Genomic DNA, 15,909 nt, shown 5'->3' on the forward strand with positions numbered 1-15,909 from the left:
TGCCCCGCGCCCTTATGTCCGCGCCCTTATGTCCGCGCCCTTATGTCCGCGCTTCCCGCGCGGTCGTCCTGCTCCCGGCATTGACCGCCGGCGCGCGCCGCGGCCCATCTGGCAACGGTGTAGCCTGGCTGCGCCGACCGCTCTCGCGCGCCGGCACCATCGCCAGTTGCCAGCTCGGCGGCGAGCCGATGCCATGCGCAAGATGGGCGCAGAACGCCTTGACCTTCGCCGTGGCGCGCGGTGCCGCGCGCAGCAGGTAGATATTGCTTTGCGGCTGCGGCAAGGTGCCTTCCAGCAACAGTTCCTCGAGACGCCCGGCGCCGATGTCCTCGCCCACGGACCAGTCCGGCATCAGCGCAATGCCCAGCCCCTGCAGCACCGACAGGCGCCTGGCATCGCAATCGTCGCACTCGACCGCGAATGCCACGCGCGCGGCATGGGCGGGCGTCAGCAACTCGCGCCAGCCGCGCATGCTGGTGCTGTGCGCGCGGTCGATCAAGCGATGCCGGGCCAGGTCGTCGACATGCGTCGGACGCCCGTGCATGCGCAGATAGTCCGGCGTCGCGCATACGACATAGCGCTGCGTGGCGATCGAACGGGCGATCAGGTTGCTGTCGGCCTGCTGGCCCACGCGGATCACCAGGTCAAAGCGCTCGACCACCGGGTCGACCACGCGCTCGGTCAGCTCCAGCTCGACCGACAGGCCGGGATACTGCGCGTAAAGGCTGCCCAGGTGAGGCACCACATGGCGGCGGGCGAACGCCGGCAGGCAGGCGACACGCAGCCGTCCGGCCACGCCCTGCTCCAGCGCCGCCACCGCATCTCGGGTTTCGCTCAGGTCCTGCAGGATGCGCGCCGCGCGCTCGTACAGCAGGTCGCCCGCGTCGGTACGCGCCAGCGCCCGGGTCGAGCGCGTGAACAGCGCCACGCCCATTTCGCGTTCGAGCGCGTCGATCTGGCGCGCCACCGACGACGCCACCTGTCCGCGCTGGCGCGCCACGGCGGAAAAGCTGCCGGTACGCGCGACGTCGACAAAGGTGGCCAGGTTTTCGGCAAAGCGGACAAATTCCATTTGTGCTTCCTTCGCAAAGGCATTGCGCGGCCGAGACGGCTTCCCGCAGCCATCACGCTGCCCGTAGTATCGGTGGCATTGAGGCCCGCGACAAGTCTTTGCACGCCGTGCAAAGCGCCAAGGCCGGCCACGTTATCCGACGCGAGTCCTGCATGCATCCCTTTTCCTACCAGACCTTGCCCCAGCGTGTCGTGTTCGGCCATGGCAGCCTGGCACGGCTGCCCGATGAAGCCGACGCACTCTGCGCCGGCCGCGTGCTGGTGCTGTGCACCCCCGGCCAGCGCGGCCTTGCCGAACGTGCCGCCGCGCTGCTGGGGTCGCGCAGCGCCGGCATCTTCGATGGCGCGGTCATGCACGTCCCGATCGAACAGGCACGCCGCGCGCGCGAGGCCGCCGCGCGCAGCGGCGCCAGCGCCGTGGTTGCCATCGGCGGCGGCTCGACCGTCGGCCTCGGCAAGGCCATCGCGCTGGAATCGAACCTGCCGGTGATTGCCGTGCCTTCGACCTACGCCGGCTCCGAAATGACCACGATCTACGGCCTGACCGACGCCGGCCTGAAGCGCACCGGCCGCGATGCGCGCGTGCTGCCGCGCACGGTCATCTATGACCCCGAGCTGTCGCAGGCGCTGCCTGCCGCGATCAGCGTGACCAGCGGCATCAATGCGATCGCGCACGCGGCCGAGGGGCTCTATGCCGCGGACCGCAACCCGGTCAGCGAGTGGATGTCGCGCGAAGGCATCGCGGCGTTGAGCCGGGCCCTGCCGGTCATTGCCGACGTGGCGTCGCCGACGGAGGCGCTGCGTGCGGCGCGCGGCGATGCGCTGTATGGGGCCTGGCTGTGCGGAGCCGTGCTCGGCAGCGTCACGGTGGGGCTGCATCACAAGCTGTGCCACACGCTGGGCGGCACGCTGAACCTGCCGCACGCCGAAGTGCACACGGTGGTGCTGCCGCACGCGCTGGCCTACAACGCCGCCGCCGCGCCGCAAGCCATGCAGGCCATCGCGCAGGCCATGGGCGCTCCGCACGCTTGCGGCGCGCGCGCCGTGTTCGACCTGTCCCATCGGCTGGGCGCGCCGACCTCGCTGCGCGAACTGGGCATGGCGGCGGCCGATCTCGACCGGGTCTGCGCGCTGGCGTTGCGCGACCAGTATCCGAACCCGCGGCCGCTCGAACCGGAAGGCATCCGGGCGCTGCTTGAGGATGCCTTCGCGGGGCGGCCGCCGCGTGCCTGACGCGCCCACCGCCTCAGCGGCGGTAGTGCGGCGCGATCTGCGCGTCGACATTCACCCACACCGAGCGTGCCTCGGTGTAGTCGCGCATGGCCTCGAAGCCCATCTCGCGCCCGTAGCCCGACTGTCCGACGCCGCCAAACGGGCTGCCGGGACTGACACGCTTGTAGCAGTTGATCCAGCACATGCCGGCATGCATGGCGCCGGCCAGCTGGTGCGCCCGTGACAGGTCGCGGGTCCACAGGCCGCTGCCGAGCCCGTACGGCGTGCCGTTGGCAATGGCCAGCGCCTGCTCGTCGCTGCCAAAGCGCAGCACGGTGACGAACGGGCCGAACACCTCCTCCTGAGCCACGCGGTCATCGGGCCGCGCCTGCACGATGGTTGGCTCGACGTAGTAGCCTTGCGCCAGCGCCGCCACCGCGGGGGCCTTGCCACCCGCCAGCACCTTGCCGCCCTGCTCGCGCGCGACATCCACGTACGACAGCACCCGGTCGCGGTGCTGCGCCGAAGTGAGAGGCCCCATCTCCGTCTCCGGGTCCAGCGGATTGCCGATCCGGATCGAAGCCGCCAGCGCGCTAAACCGGTCCAGGAACGCATCGGCAATGCGCTCGTGCAGCACCAGCCGTGAACCGGCGATGCAGGCCTGGCCCTGGTTATGGAAAATGGCCCAGGCCGCGCCGTTGACCGCGGCATCGAGATCGGCATCATCGAAGACGATGTTGGCGCCTTTGCCGCCCAGCTCCAGCTGCACGCGTTTCAGGTTGCCCTGCGAGGCCTCGACGATCCTGCGCCCCGTGGCGGTCGAGCCCGTAAAGGCGATCTTGCCGACGCGCGGATGCGCGGCAAGGCGCTGGCCCGCCGTATGGCCGTATCCGGGCACCACGTTGACCACGCCATCCGGAAAGCCGACCTCGGCCATCAGCTCCGCAATGCGCAGCGACGACAGCGGCGTCAGCTCGGACGGCTTGATCACCACCGTATTGCCCGCCGCCAGCGCCGGCCCCATCTTCCAGCTGGTGAACATCAGCGGGAAGTTCCACGGCACGATCTGCCCGACCACGCCGATCGGCGCCCGCTGCACGTAGTTGAGGAAACCCGGCTCCACCGGCACCACCGTGCCTTCGAGCTTGTCGGCCATGCCGCCGAAGTAGCGGAAGCAGGCGGCCGTGCGCGGCACATCGAGGGCCCGGGAATCGCGAATCGGATGGCCGGTGTCCAGCGATTCGAGCCGTGCCAGCTCTTCGGCGTTGGCTTCGATGGCATCCGCCAGCCTGAGCAGCAGGCGCCCGCGCTGCGCGGCGGCCATGCGCGACCACGCCGGGAAAGCGCGCGCGGCGGCTTCCACCGCCACGTCGACATCGGCCGCCTCCGCCGCCGCGATGTGGGTGATGACACTGCCGTCGTGCGGGTTCAGTACTTCGATGGTGGCGCCGCTCAGTGCGTCGACGAAACGCCCGTTGATAAAGAGCTTGTTCTGCATGCTGGATGGTGGACAGGTTAAAGCCGACGAACTAGTCGGCAACGATATTGCGGGACTTGATCAGCCGGCCCCAGCGCGCCGATTCCTGCCGGACCAGCTGGTTCGCCTGGGCGCCGTCGCCGGCCACGATGTCGAAGCCGCCATCGGTCAGCTGCCTGGCCACGGCCGGATCGCGCAGCGTCGCCGTCACCGCCGTGGCAAGCCTGGCGACGACCGCGGGCGGCGTCTTCGCCGGCGCGATCATGGCAACCCACGAGTACGCCTCGAAGCCCTTGTAGAGTTCCGCCACGGCCGGCACGCCGGGCAGGCGGGCGTCGCGTTGCGTCGACGTGATCGCCAGCGCGCGCAGCTTGCCGGCCTGCACATACGGCAGGCACAGCGCCAGGCTGGCGATCATCGAATCGACGTGGCCGCCGAGCAGGTCATTGATGGCCGGGCCGCCGCCCTTGTAGGGCGTATGGATGCCGCTGGTGCCGGCCGCCTCGTGGAAAGCCTCGGCCACCAGCTGGTTGGAGCTGCCGGACCCGACCGACGCGTACGACACCTTGCCCGGTGTTCGTGCCGCCGCCACGTACTCCTGCACGGTCTTGTAGGGTGAAGCGGCGGGCACGACCAGCACCATCGGCGCCCGTACCATGTACGAGACGCCGGCGAGATCCTTCTGCGCGTCATACGGCAGCTTCGGATAGAAGTGGCGCTCGGTGGCAAAGCTGTCGAACACCATGCCGATGGTGTACCCGTCCGGCTGGCTGCGCGCGATCTGGGCCGTGCCAATGGTGCCGCTGGCGCCGGGGCGGTTGTCGATGATCACCGACTGGTCCAGGCGCTTGCGCAGGCCCTCCTGCGTCTGGCGCGCGACCTTGTCGACCACGCCGCCGGCGGGAAACGGCACGATCAGCGTGACCGGCTTGGCCGGCCAGCTCTCGGCCGCGGTCGTTGCGGCGGGCAGGGCCAGCGCCAGGGCAGCCAGCGCCGGGGCCAGCCACCGGACGCCCGGCACTGGCGGCGCCGCCAGCGGGACCATGAAACGTTGCTTGCGTACAGATGCCGTCTCCATTTGCTTCACCTCGGTTTGCATTGCCTTGTTTTGTGGCGGGCACATTGCACCTCTTGCTTTCTGAGCAAAGATGAGAGGCCGCTTTTTTTGCCGATCCAATAATATGGGCGGGTGCGGCGGGCGATAAGACCTGCGCACCGCCTAATGCCTTTGCGGCCAAAGCAAAGATATTGGCGCGTGGCCCGCCTTGGCCGCGCGCTCGCCGCGAGCGCGGCGTGGTCGCGTCCAGGCGGGGATGCCCGGGATGCGGACTATCATCTGGATAAGCGCCGGCGCCGGCACGGCGCGCCACCCTACCGGACACTGACATGAGCAAGATCGGCTTTATCGGGCTTGGCGTGATGGGCAAGCCCATGGTGCGGCACCTGGTCGACGGCGGGCATAGCGTGTTCGCCCATAGCCGCAGCGGCGTGCCGCAAGACCTGCAGGATGCGGGCGTGAAGGCCTGTGCCAGCGCCGAGGACGTGGCCAGGCAGTCGGAGACCATCATCCTGATGTTGCCCGACACCCCTGACGTGGAGAAGGTACTGTTCGGCGAACGCGGCGTCGCCGATGGACTGGTCGATACCGCGGGCGGCGTCACGGTGATCGACATGAGCTCGATCTCGCCGATCGCGACGCGCGAGTTCGCGCGCTGCATCGAGGCCATCGGCGCGGACTATATCGATGCGCCGGTGTCGGGCGGCGAAGTCGGCGCCAAGGCCGGCACCTTGTCCATCATGGCCGGCGGCAAGCAGGAGGTGTTCGACCGCGTGCTGCCCATCCTGCAGCTGATGGGCAAGAACATCACGCGCGTCGGCGCGGCCGGCGACGGCCAGGTGGCGAAGGTGGCCAACCAGGTGATCGTGGCGCTGACCATCGAGGCGGTCGGCGAGGCCCTGGTGCTGGCGGCCCGCGCCGGCGCCGACCCGGCCCGCGTGCGCGAGGCGCTGATGGGCGGCTTTGCCAGTTCGCGCATCCTCGAAGTACATGGCGAACGGATGATCCGGCGTACCTTCGAACCGGGTTTTCGCATCGCGCTGCACCAGAAGGACCTTGAACTGGCGCTGTCGACCGCGCGCGAACTTGGCGTGGGCCTCCCCAATACGGCGTCGTGCCAGCAGCTGTTCAATGTCTGCAACGGGCTGGGCGGCGCGGCCTGGGACCATTCCGGGCTGGTCCGGGCGATCGAGCATTTGTCTTCATTCGCCCTCGGCGACTCCGACGAGACCAGCGAGAGCGGCAACGGCAGGCCCGCCGGCTAAGCACAGCGCCCGGCCCGCATGCCGCATGCAAACACCGCGCTGCTGACCGCGCTGGCGATGCTGGCGTTCGCCGGCAATTCGCTGCTGTGCCGGCTGGCGCTGAAAGGCACCACCATCGACGCCGGCACCTTCACGCTGGCGCGCGTTGCCGCCGCGGCGGCGGTGTTGTGGCTGATCGTGATGGCGCGGCGGCAGGCCGGACGCCACGGCGCGGGCAACATGACGCTGGGCGGCAACTGGGTATCGGCGCTGGCGCTGTTCTGCTATGCAGCGGCGTTCTCGTTCGCGTATGAGCGCCTCAGCGCCGGCACCGGCGCGCTGCTGCTGTTTGCCGCGGTACAGGCCACCATGACGGGCTACGGGCTCTACACCGGCGAGCCGCTGCGCGCGCAGCAGTGGGTCGGCCTGGCGCTCGCGCTGACCGGCCTGGTGTGGCTGATGCTGCCGAGCCTGGCGACGCCGCCGCTGGCCTCATCGCTGCTGATGATTGCGGCGGGCATCGCGTGGGGCGTCTATTCGCTGCGTGGCAAGCGCGCCGCGGATCCGGTCGAGACCACCGCTGGCAACTTTGTGCGCGCCGTGCCCATGGCGCTGGCCCTCGGTGCCGCGATCCAGGCGCAGCGCTCGCTGGATGCACCGGGGCTCGCCTATGCGGTGGTGTCCGGCGCGATCACTTCGGGGCTCGGCTATGTGATCTGGTACGCCGCGGTGCCGCGCCTGCGTGCCGCTACCGCGGCCACCGTGCAGCTGAGCGTGCCGGTCATCGCCGCGGTGGGCGGCACCGCGTGGCTGGGCGAGGCCCTGACCTTGCGGCTGGCGCTGAGCGCGGCGGCGGTGCTGGGCGGCATCGCACTGGTGATCCTGGGCAAGCGGGCCGAGCGCGCCTAACCGGCGCCGGGTTCGCGCGCCCCGGCAAAGCCGCCGCCATGGAACACCAGCGGCGCGCCAGGCGCGGCGCCATAGGCCATGACTTCGACGACGAACAGCACATGGTCCCCCACCGTGCGCACCGAGCGGTGCCGGCAGATAAAGTAGGCCAGCGTGCCGTCGATCAGCACCGTGCCGCACGGACCGGGACGATGCGCGATGCCGGCGAAGCGATCGCCGGCGCGCGCGGCAAAGCGTCGGCACATCTCCAGCTGGCCGCTGCCCAGCACGTTGATCGCGTGGCAGGGCGCGGCGCGCAACACTGGCAGGCTGCCAGAGCTTCGCGCCAGGCACCACAGCAGCAACGGCGGCGCGAGCGACACGGAAGCGAACGCATTGATCGTCACGCCGACCGGGCGCCTATCCGCGCCGGCGGCCGTGACCACGGTCACGCCGGTGGCAAACTGCCCCAGCGCATCGCGCAAGGCGCGCCGCGCCGCGCCATCGTGGCCGATGGCGCAGGCGTCGTCGCCCTGGCCGCTGTCATTGCAGGCCTCGGTGTCGTAGGAGAGCTGTGCCAGGGCGGACATCATTGCGCTGCCGTGCGCACCTCGCCGGTCGGCGCATCGATATCGAGCCCCAGCGCCATGCGTCCCGCGTACTCCTGCTGGGCCCCGGCCTGCAGCGGATGGAAGCGCGCGCCCTGCGCATCGCGGAAGCGCCGCTCCAGTCCGGCATCGCGATAGAAGCCCGCGCCGCCGGCAAGGTCCATCGCCGCTTCCACCGTCGCCAGCACCGCGCGCGCCGCCAACGTGCGGGCGCTCATGATGCGGTTGGTGGTGATCGCGCCGGGTGCCTGGCCGGCCGCGGCAGCGAACATCGCATCGAGCGCCAGCTGCGCGGCATCGGCTTCATTGCACAGGCGTCCCGCGGCCTCGACCGCATGCGCGTTCAGGCGCCGCTGGCGGGCCAGCTGCAGCGCGATATCCCGCGCGGCCTCGGCGATGCCGACGTAGACGGCGTAGATCAGCGGCAACGCGATCATCGCCACCGTATGCATCATCGGATGCCACACGCCTTGTGGACGTCGCGCGGCAACGGCGGTGTCGGGCACCAGCACGCCTTCCAGCATGACATCGTGCGAGCCGGTGCCGCGCATGCCCAGCGTGTGCCAGTTCGACAGCACGCGCACGCCCGGCGTCTTCATCGGCAGCGCGAAATGCAGCACGGTCGGGCCGGCCTCCGGGTCGTCATAGACCGCGCAGGTCATGAACAGGTCCGCCACCGGTGCGCCGCTGGCGAAGATCTTGCGCCCGTCGACGCGATAGCCGCCGTCGACGCGCGTGGCCTTGCCGCTGCCCTGGAGCCAGTCGGAGCCGCCGCTGCCGAGCAACACCAGCTGCTCGGCGCCGACGCGCTTGAGCAGGCCCTCCACCGGCGCTTGCTGATTGCGCCAGCGCCATGCGGCCGTGGCCACCGGATGCGTATGCATGGCAAAGGCCAGCGCGGTCGAGCCGCAATACTTGCCCAGTTCGCGCAGCACCGCGCCAAGCTGCTGGTGCGACAGCCCGGCGCCGCCCAGCTCCTGCGGCACCGCCGCGGCAAAGAAGCGGTGCGCGCGCAGGTCGTCATAGTTGGCGCTGACGAACTGCTCGTTCGCGTCGATCTCGGGCGCGCGGCCATCGAAGGTGCGGCCCAGCGTGGCGGCAAGGCCGATCCAGTCGGCCTGCGCGCCGGCGCTGGCATCCGCTGCGGAAAGGGTTTCCATGGTGTTGTCTCCGTCCAGTCAGGTGGCGTGTCCCGCGCCGTTGTACGGCCACGGGCACGGTGCTAGTATCGGAGCCCGGTCCCCTCGCCCGTATGATCGGGCGTCCGGCTTTCTTGCGCGAAACCCCGGATCTGGAGGAATGTGGCCATGGATGCCTTGTCCGACCTCTTGCGCGCCGTGCAACTTAGCGGTGCAGTGTTCCTGAACGGCGAATTCAAATCACCGTGGTGCCTGATCAGTGAAGCCGATGCTGAATTGCGCGCCGCGTTCCTGCCACGCGCCGACCGCGTGGTCTCTTATCACCTGATCACCGAAGGGGTCTGCTGGGCGCGCCTGGTCGACGACACCGGCCCAGGGGTGCGCGTGGAAGCAGGCGAGCTGCTGGTGGTGCCGCAGGGCGAGCCGCATGTGCTCGGCAGCGACCTCCATCTGCAGCCCTTGCCTTCCGCGCCGCTGGTGTATGACCTGCTGCGCAACAGTCCCGGCGAAGTCATGCGGGTCTCGTACGGCGGCGGCGGCGAACACACGCGCATGGTCTGCGGCTTTCTCGGCTTCGACGACACCATGGGCAATCCGCTGCTGACATCGCTGCCGCGGCTGTTCAAGGTGGGGCTGGGCAGCGGGCTGGAATCCGCGTGGCTGGCCTCGGCGCTCGCCTTCGCCACCTCGGAGGCGGCGGAGCCGCGCGCCGGCAGCGCCACCGTGCTGGCCAAGCTGTCGGAACTGCTCTTCGTGCAGGCGGTGCGACGCTGCATCGACACCTTGCCGGCCAATGAAAGCGGCTGGCTCGCCGCGCTGCGCGACCGCTACGTGGCACGTGCGCTGTCGCGCATGCATGCGCGGCCGGCCTATCCGTGGACCGTCGACGAACTGGCCGGCAATGTGGGGCTGTCGCGCTCGGCCCTGGCGCAGCGCTTCACCGACCTGCTGGGGCAGCCGCCGATGCAGTACCTCGCGCACTGGCGCCTGCGCACCGCCGCGGCAGAACTGCGCAGCGGCAACCGCTCCATCAGCGAGGTCGCCGGCGCGGTCGGCTATGACTCCGAGGCCGCCTTCAGCCGGGCCTTCAAGCGCGAATTCGGGCTGCCGCCGGCCAGCTGGCGCCGCAATTGCACCGAAGCGGCGCACGCATGAATGAAAACGGCCCGCGCCTGGGGCACGGGCCGTCGACCGGCCACAGCGTGGCCGCCAGTGGCTTACATCTTCTGCTTGGTGCTTTCCGCCGCGCCCTGCACCTTCTCGCCGCCGCGCTCGATATCCTTGCCGGCGCCCGCCATGGTGTTGCAACCCGTGACCAGCAGCATGCCAGCGAGGGCAAACAGTGCGTATAGCTTTCTCATGATGATCTCCTTGCTTCGTGTGGATGCGGCATGCGCCGCCAGGATGGAAGAGCTCGGAATGGCTTGACCGGGCAGCCTGTTGCCCAACCGGCAATTGGATCGTAGCAATCCGTGGCACGACGAAAAGTCGGCATTCGTCCTACCGCGATGTCAGCAGAACGCGCGACATGCCGCACTACGGCGGTGCCGAGGACGGCGTGACGGCTGGTCCCGAAAATGCTTGTAGGACTGCGACCGATAGCCCGCGGCCGCGGGATCCTATAAAACCCCAATGTCACTGCCAGCCATCACGGAGAACACCATGACGTCACGCAGCATCCACGTGCTTCCCGCCGCGAACGGCGACTCCGATTACGCCAGCGAGGGGGAATGGGCGCTTACCATCGAGGGCCTGGAAAGCGGCCCCGACGACGCCGCACTGCACTTCCCGACGCAGGAAGCCGCAATCGCTGCCGGCTGGATGCGTGCCCGCGAGGACGGCGTGTCGCTGTGCATCCATGGCCGCGACGGCCTGGTGCGTGAACGCAAGATCTATTGCCGCGATGCCCGCGGCAACGCCCGCCTCGGCCGCTAGCGCCACCCCGGCTCGCCGGCCCGTCGCGGTGCCGGCTGCCTCACCATCATTGCCTTGCGTGCCCGCTGACACAGCGGGCCGCAACAGTTCATTGCGCCAGATGCATTGAGCCGCATCAAAGTGTCGCGCATCTTCTGCTGAAAACCCCGGGTCCACCGCCAATACTGGAGTCAGGCCACAGGCCGACGACCAGAACCACCGAGACCCGCCATGCGTTTTCTTCTCCGATACCGTCCGCTGGACATCTATCTCGACCCGCTCGACGCAAGGGTCGCGGAACTGCACGATCTTGCCGAAGACATCCAGGATCGCCACGCCCGCAAGTGGCGCCGGCATGGCTCCATGCTGACCCGGCATGACGGCGCGCCGCCCAGCTTTCCCACCGGCGACCCGAAAACGCGGCACTGATGCGCCATGGCGAAGGACGTTCGCCTTCCCTTGCACGAATGTGAACAAGTGTCATATCGGGTTGGCAAGACCATGACCCCTGCTAAAGAATGGTTATCCGCAGGCAAGGAACCCGATCGGCGGGTTCGCTGCCGCACCATTTTTCTGACGCAGCGACATGAATCGAACCACCCGGGAATGCGTGATGGCGTTGATTTCCAGCCTGCGTGCCAATGGGCCCATGCCCCGGCACCGGCTCGCCACCGCCAGCCGCCTGAGCGCAGCCGAACTGACCCGCGCGCTCAAATCCGCCCGCCAGATGGGCGTCGTCGCCTACGAGGGCGAGCCCGACCTGCCGCCCGAGGCCGAAACTCCGCTGGTGCTGACTGGCCGGCCGTTGCCGCCGCCACGGCGCGTCACTCCCGCGCCGCGCGACAACACCCCGCACTTCGAGCCGCTGCTGGATGTCTGGGGCATCGCCCGGCCCGCCACGCTGCGGCGCGGCCACGCGTCCTGACACGCTCCACGCCCTGCGGCACGCTGGCTCGCGCGTGCCGTTCTTACAAAGGCAGGTAAGGCGCACACGCAAAAGCCACGCCTGGTGCGCCAGCAACGGGTGCTTGCGCAGGGTATGGAACTTGCGCGACGCTCCAGGCTATGGCTTTCGCTTCCCCCTGAGCGTGCGCAATGAGGCAATACAACCCGCCCGGCACCACGGCGTTCCCAGCGCCGACGGCGTCGCCACCACCGCATGATCCCGCCTCGCCGCCCGGCTTCCAGCTCGAGCCCGGGCGCAACTGCTGGCGCGTCGAACCGTGCCGGCGCTTTGCCATGCTGGTCGACGCCGACGCCTATTTCCGCGCGCTGCGCGAGGCGCTGCCGCTGGCCGAGCACACCATCTTCATTCTGGGCTGGGACATCGACAGCCGCATGGAACTGGTCCCCGCCGGCGCGCACGATGGCCTGCCGCCCGGGCTGCGCGACTTCCTGTGCGCCCTGGCCGACCGTCGCCCCAACCTGCGCATCTACATCCTGAGCTGGGACTACGCCATGGTGATGGCGATGGAGCGCGAATGGCTGCCCTCGGCCAGCGCGCACTGGCAGGCGCACCGGCATCTGTCGTTCCTGCTGGACGGCAATCATCCTCCCGGCGCATCGCACCACCAGAAGGTAGTGGTGCTCGACAACAAGGTCGCCTTCGTCGGCGGGCTGGACCTGACGTTGCGGCGCTGGGACGACAACCAGCACGCGCCCGGCGCGCCGCTGCGCATGGCCGAGGGCCGGCCGTACGCGCCCTTCCATGACGTGCAGTGCGCGGTCGACGGCAGCGCGGCCGCGGCGCTCGGCCAGCTGTGCGCGGAGCGCTGGCTGCGCGCCAGCGGCAGCCGGCCGCGGCCGGCGGCGGCAACCTCGTCGGATCCGTGGCCCTCCAGCCTGGCGCCCGAACTGACCGACGTGCGCGTGGGCATCGCCCGCACCATGCCGATGTGCGAAGACCAGGCCGGCGTCAGCGAAATCCGCATGCTTCTGCGCGATGCCATCGCCTCGGCACGGCACAGCGTCTACATGGAGAACCAGTACTTCAGCTCTGGCGAGATCGCCAAGGCGCTGGCCGCGCGGCTCGGACACGAGGACGGGCCGGACATCGTGCTGGTGTCGCGCCGCAACGAGAGCGGCTGGCTCGAGGCGCACAGCATGGGGGTGCTGCGCGCACGCCTTTACCGGCGCCTGCGCGCGGCCGACAAGTTCGACCGCTTCCGCCTTTACTGCCCGACGATCCCCGGCCTGGACCCCGATTGCGTCAACGTCCATAGCAAGGTGACGGTGATCGACGACGACTTCCTTACCATCGGTTCCGCCAACCTCAGCAACCGCTCGCTGGGGCTGGACACCGAGTGCAATATCGTGGTGGTCTCCGGCGGCGAGCCGCGCATCCAGGCCGCCATCGCTGCAATGCGCGCGCGGCTGCTGGGCGAACACCTCGAGGTGTCGCCCGAAGCGTTCCAGGCCGAAGTGGCCGCCACGCGCAGCGTGCTTGGCGCGATCCGCAACCTGCAGCGCAGCGACGGCCGCTCGCTGGAAGACTATGTGCCGCCGCTGCCCGACGATGTCGATGCCGCGTCACCGGCCGCCAACCTGCTGGACCCGATCGAGCCAATCGACAGCGACCAGGTGCTGGCCGAGTTCGTCAGCCACGAGGCGCGACCGCGCGTGCTCGGGCGCGTCGGGGCAATGGTGGCGCTGGCGCTGCTGGTAGCGGGGCTTTTCTTCACGTGGCGCTATACGCCGCTGCGCGAGTGGGCGGACTTCCGCGCCCTGCTTGGCGCCATCGAGCGCGTGGATGAGATGCCGCTCGCGCCGCTGGCCATGATGGGTGTCTATCTGGCCGGCGCGGTGACGTTGCTGCCGGTGACGCTGCTGATCCTGGTCACGGTGGTGGTGTTCGGCCCGCTTTACGGCGCCGTGCTGGCGCTGTGCGGCACGGTGCTGAGCACGGGCGCGGGCTACCTTGCCGGCCGGCTGCTGGGGCGCCACGCGGTGCGCCGTTTTGGCGGCAGGCGGCTGAACCGCGTCAGCCACCAGTTGGGCAAGCACGGCATCGTCGCCATGGTGGTGCTGAGGCTGGTGCCGATCGCACCATTCTCTCTGGTCAACCTGGTGGTGGGTGCGTCGCGCATCAGCCTGCGCGATTGCCTGATCGGCACCGCGCTGGGGATGTTGCCGGGCATCGTGGTCAGTGCCTTGCTGGTGGACCGGGTCGCCGCGGCGGCGCGCGACCCGGGGCTGCTCACCTTTGCGCTGCTGGCCCTGGTGCTGCTGGTACCCGCATCGCTGCTGCTGTTGCTGCGCCGCCGGCGCCGGCGCAATGCGGCGCGGCAGCGCGCCGGGCGCCACGACGATCCGCCCGGCCCGGGCTCGCGCTTGTCGCGGCTGTCGCGGATGGCCGGGGAGCGCTCCTGACGCTCAGGGCTGGCGGCGGTAGGTGGCCTTCACGATCTGCGTCCACTCGCCGTTTTCGCCCTGCATGTACGAAGTCAGTTCGCGGTGGTTGTCGTCGCGGAACGTGATCACGTCGCGGTACTGCACCATGCGGCCGTTGCCCGAGCAGTCCGGCCCTTCGGCGCGCAGCGTCAGTTGCTGGCCGCCCGCGTCGAGGTCGCCTTCGTAGACCCACAGGTGGGTCATCATCGAGCCGATGAAGGTGCCGACAAAGTGCTTGCGTGCCGGGTCGTAGCCCAGCGTCATGACCGTCGAGGCCGGGCCGCAGCCCGGCATGTCGCCCTGGGCCACGCACTGCACCCAGACGTCGCCGATCGCGCTGACCCGCTCCGGAATCTGCCAGGTCTGCACCGGCTGGTCCGGTCCCATGACGGCCTCGCCCTCCGCCATCCAGTTGCCAACCAGACGTTGCAGCCAGCGGTGTTCCTTTTGTGCTTCGATTTGCATGTTCGGTCTCCAGTGAGTGGGTAACGGCTGGGATGTGGCGTTCGCCGCGAGCATTTGTGGATGCTGTACACATAGACTAGCAAAAGAAATGGACAGCGTCCACATTAAATTGCAACAGCCGGCACAGGCGACTCAGTGGCGGGTTAATGCGGCAGCCGCATCTTCGGCACGGCGTAGCGGTTGCCCTGGGCGCGGCGTACGTCGCACTGGACCTTGGCCTCGCGCACGGCGCCGTCCTGGGCCAGGTATTCGACATCGGCCACCACGCTGTAGTTATCCTTGTCGATCTGGCGCGCGGTGGCGGCCACCCACTTGAAGCTGGCGGGATTGGGCAGCGCCGCCTTGACCGCTTGCTTGCAGGCGGCCTCGGGCGCGCCTTCCTTGCCCGGCGGGCGCGATGCATCGTGCTGGGCCGCGGCCAGCGCGGCCGGCACGCCCGCGGACAACGCTACCGCGAGCGCGGCAGACAGCAAACGTGGGGAAAGCGGCGAGAACATCCTGGACTCCTGCGACTGGGCGGTGCCAGATCGCACCCGGCACCGATGCAGTTCAGGCCGCGGCGCGCGGGCAAAAGTTCCCTTGCCGCCACAGCCAGCGGCCCTAACGCCGCACGCAAGCCTTGTAGGTGAATTTGTCGCCGCGGAACATGAATTCGGAAAACGCCAGCGGCCGGTCGTCAATATCGTGCGGCGTGAAGCGGATGCGCAGCAGCGGCTCGCCCGGCTCGACCTTGAGCCGGCGCGCGCTTTCTGCGGTCGCGGGGATCGCCGCGCTTTCCGTGTGCAGGTACTTGAGGCGATAGCCGAGCCGGGCCTCCACGATCATCAGCGCGTCGTTGTTTTCCAGGTCGTGCTCGAGGATCGCGCGCATCAGCGCTTCGGGCGCCATGGTCGCGCCGACCGCCACCGGCGTGCCGGCTACGGACTTGAGCGTGGTCACGCTCAGCAGCTTGCTGCCGGGGGGCATGCGCAGCGCGTCCGCGGCGATGGCCGGCGCGGTGATCAGCCGCGTCGACAGCAGCTTGCCGTGCGCTTCGTGGCCTCGGGCGCGCATGTAGTCATAGAAGCCGGTTAGCGGCCCCAGGTCCGCCTGCCCCGCCGGGCGGCTGACAAAGCTACCCTTGCCGTGAACGGTTTCGATCAGCCCCTCGGCCAGCAACGACGCCAGCGACTGGCGCACGGTGATGCGGCTGACGCCGAACTCCGCCATCAGCTCGGCCTCCGACGGCAGCTTGATGCCCGGCGTCCATTCGTTGTTGACGATGCGCTGGCGCAGCGCGCCTTCGATCTGCTTGAAGCGGGGCAATGAGCTGGTTGTCACGAGATTCGGGGGATTCATGGGGACGGCCCATGCGGGCATCTACTTATCATAACAACATTGACTCATCATAACATGTTATGACAACATCGGCCGGCATCACCCATGACAAGACCAGCCGCGCCAG

General features: G+C 69.2%; 17 protein-coding genes. 8 read left to right on the forward strand and 9 right to left on the reverse strand.

Annotated features, from left to right (window positions below; all coding sequences use genetic code 11):
* Nucleotides 1–40: 40 nt before the first annotated feature.
* The gene (locus ACEI37_RS02785) at nucleotides 41–1,072 is read right to left on the reverse strand and encodes a LysR family transcriptional regulator (RefSeq protein ID WP_373377227.1); all 1,032 of its coding nucleotides are present in this window, start codon (nucleotides 1,070–1,072) and stop codon (nucleotides 41–43) included.
* A gap of 152 nt (nucleotides 1,073–1,224) precedes the next feature.
* Here ACEI37_RS02785 and ACEI37_RS02790 point away from each other — a divergent pair, with 152 nt between their 5' ends.
* On the forward strand, nucleotides 1,225–2,304 hold the full coding sequence (locus ACEI37_RS02790) for a maleylacetate reductase (protein ID WP_373377228.1): 1,080 nt from the start codon (nucleotides 1,225–1,227) through the stop codon (nucleotides 2,302–2,304).
* 13 nt (nucleotides 2,305–2,317) lie between these two features.
* On the opposite strand, the gene ACEI37_RS02795 is transcribed toward ACEI37_RS02790, so the two are convergent.
* Together ACEI37_RS02795 and ACEI37_RS02800 are read right to left on the reverse strand one after the other, a co-directional pair.
* Nucleotides 2,318–3,781: an aldehyde dehydrogenase family protein gene (locus ACEI37_RS02795; RefSeq protein WP_373377229.1), complete on the reverse strand. Its 1,464-nt coding sequence runs from the start codon at nucleotides 3,779–3,781 to the stop codon at nucleotides 2,318–2,320.
* 31 nt (nucleotides 3,782–3,812) lie between these two features.
* On the reverse strand, nucleotides 3,813–4,805 hold the full coding sequence (locus tag ACEI37_RS02800; RefSeq protein WP_373377704.1) for a tripartite tricarboxylate transporter substrate binding protein: 993 nt from the start codon (nucleotides 4,803–4,805) through the stop codon (nucleotides 3,813–3,815).
* Between the two features lie 341 nt (nucleotides 4,806–5,146).
* Between ACEI37_RS02800 and ACEI37_RS02805 the strand changes: the two genes are divergently transcribed.
* Nucleotides 5,147–6,082, forward strand: coding sequence for a 2-hydroxy-3-oxopropionate reductase (locus ACEI37_RS02805; RefSeq protein ID WP_373377230.1), 936 nt, complete (start codon nucleotides 5,147–5,149; stop codon nucleotides 6,080–6,082).
* A gap of 18 nt (nucleotides 6,083–6,100) precedes the next feature.
* Nucleotides 6,101–6,970 carry a DMT family transporter gene (locus ACEI37_RS02810; protein WP_373377231.1) on the forward strand — a complete coding sequence of 290 codons (870 nt, stop codon included), beginning with the start codon at nucleotides 6,101–6,103 and terminating at the stop codon, nucleotides 6,968–6,970.
* Here the strand turns inward: ACEI37_RS02810 and ACEI37_RS02815 are convergent.
* Nucleotides 6,967–7,542, reverse strand: coding sequence for a flavin reductase family protein (locus ACEI37_RS02815; RefSeq protein ID WP_373377232.1), 576 nt, complete (start codon nucleotides 7,540–7,542; stop codon nucleotides 6,967–6,969). The two genes, ACEI37_RS02810 and ACEI37_RS02815, sit on opposite strands and share 4 nt — an antisense overlap.
* Nucleotides 7,539–8,717, reverse strand: coding sequence for an acyl-CoA dehydrogenase family protein (locus ACEI37_RS02820; protein ID WP_373377233.1), 1,179 nt, complete (start codon nucleotides 8,715–8,717; stop codon nucleotides 7,539–7,541). Before ACEI37_RS02820 ends, ACEI37_RS02815 begins: the two co-directional genes overlap by 4 nt.
* Nucleotides 8,718–8,864: 147 nt before the next feature.
* Between ACEI37_RS02820 and ACEI37_RS02825 the strand changes: the two genes are divergently transcribed.
* Nucleotides 8,865–9,851 carry an AraC family transcriptional regulator gene (locus tag ACEI37_RS02825; protein ID WP_111517074.1) on the forward strand — a complete coding sequence of 329 codons (987 nt, stop codon included), beginning with the start codon at nucleotides 8,865–8,867 and terminating at the stop codon, nucleotides 9,849–9,851.
* Between the two features lie 62 nt (nucleotides 9,852–9,913).
* Here the strand turns inward: ACEI37_RS02825 and ACEI37_RS02830 are convergent, their stop codons facing one another.
* The gene (locus tag ACEI37_RS02830; protein WP_012355598.1) at nucleotides 9,914–10,057 is read right to left on the reverse strand and encodes an entericidin A/B family lipoprotein; all 144 of its coding nucleotides are present in this window, start codon (nucleotides 10,055–10,057) and stop codon (nucleotides 9,914–9,916) included.
* Between the two features lie 301 nt (nucleotides 10,058–10,358).
* Here ACEI37_RS02830 and ACEI37_RS02835 point away from each other — a divergent pair, with 301 nt between their 5' ends.
* From ACEI37_RS02835 to ACEI37_RS02850, 4 genes are all read left to right on the forward strand, one after another.
* Entirely contained in the window at nucleotides 10,359–10,631 is a 273-nt protein-coding gene (locus tag ACEI37_RS02835; RefSeq protein WP_373377234.1) for a DUF2188 domain-containing protein, read from the forward strand.
* A 210-nt stretch (nucleotides 10,632–10,841) separates the two neighbouring features.
* Nucleotides 10,842–11,039: a hypothetical protein gene (locus ACEI37_RS02840; RefSeq protein WP_373377235.1), complete on the forward strand. Its 198-nt coding sequence runs from the start codon at nucleotides 10,842–10,844 to the stop codon at nucleotides 11,037–11,039.
* A 157-nt stretch (nucleotides 11,040–11,196) separates the two neighbouring features.
* A complete protein-coding gene (locus tag ACEI37_RS02845; protein WP_373377236.1) occupies nucleotides 11,197–11,535 on the forward strand; it encodes a hypothetical protein in 339 nt (112 codons plus the stop codon).
* Between the two features lie 170 nt (nucleotides 11,536–11,705).
* Entirely contained in the window at nucleotides 11,706–13,979 is a 2,274-nt protein-coding gene (locus ACEI37_RS02850; RefSeq protein ID WP_373377237.1) for a VTT domain-containing protein, read from the forward strand.
* Between the two features lie 3 nt (nucleotides 13,980–13,982).
* On the opposite strand, the gene ACEI37_RS02855 is transcribed toward ACEI37_RS02850, so the two are convergent.
* From ACEI37_RS02855 to ACEI37_RS02865, 3 genes are all read right to left on the reverse strand, one after another.
* Nucleotides 13,983–14,465, reverse strand: a complete 483-nt coding sequence (locus ACEI37_RS02855; RefSeq protein ID WP_373377238.1) for a DUF1579 domain-containing protein — start codon at nucleotides 14,463–14,465, stop codon at nucleotides 13,983–13,985.
* 143 nt (nucleotides 14,466–14,608) lie between these two features.
* Entirely contained in the window at nucleotides 14,609–14,962 is a 354-nt protein-coding gene (locus ACEI37_RS02860) for a DUF2880 domain-containing protein (RefSeq protein ID WP_373377239.1), read from the reverse strand.
* Nucleotides 14,963–15,065: 103 nt separating this feature from the next.
* The gene (locus tag ACEI37_RS02865; RefSeq protein WP_373377240.1) at nucleotides 15,066–15,803 is read right to left on the reverse strand and encodes a GntR family transcriptional regulator; all 738 of its coding nucleotides are present in this window, start codon (nucleotides 15,801–15,803) and stop codon (nucleotides 15,066–15,068) included.
* Nucleotides 15,804–15,909 lie beyond the last annotated feature (106 nt).

It is taken from the genome of Cupriavidus nantongensis (assembly GCF_041726985.1).
Lineage (GTDB): Bacteria > Pseudomonadota > Gammaproteobacteria > Burkholderiales > Burkholderiaceae > Cupriavidus > Cupriavidus nantongensis_A.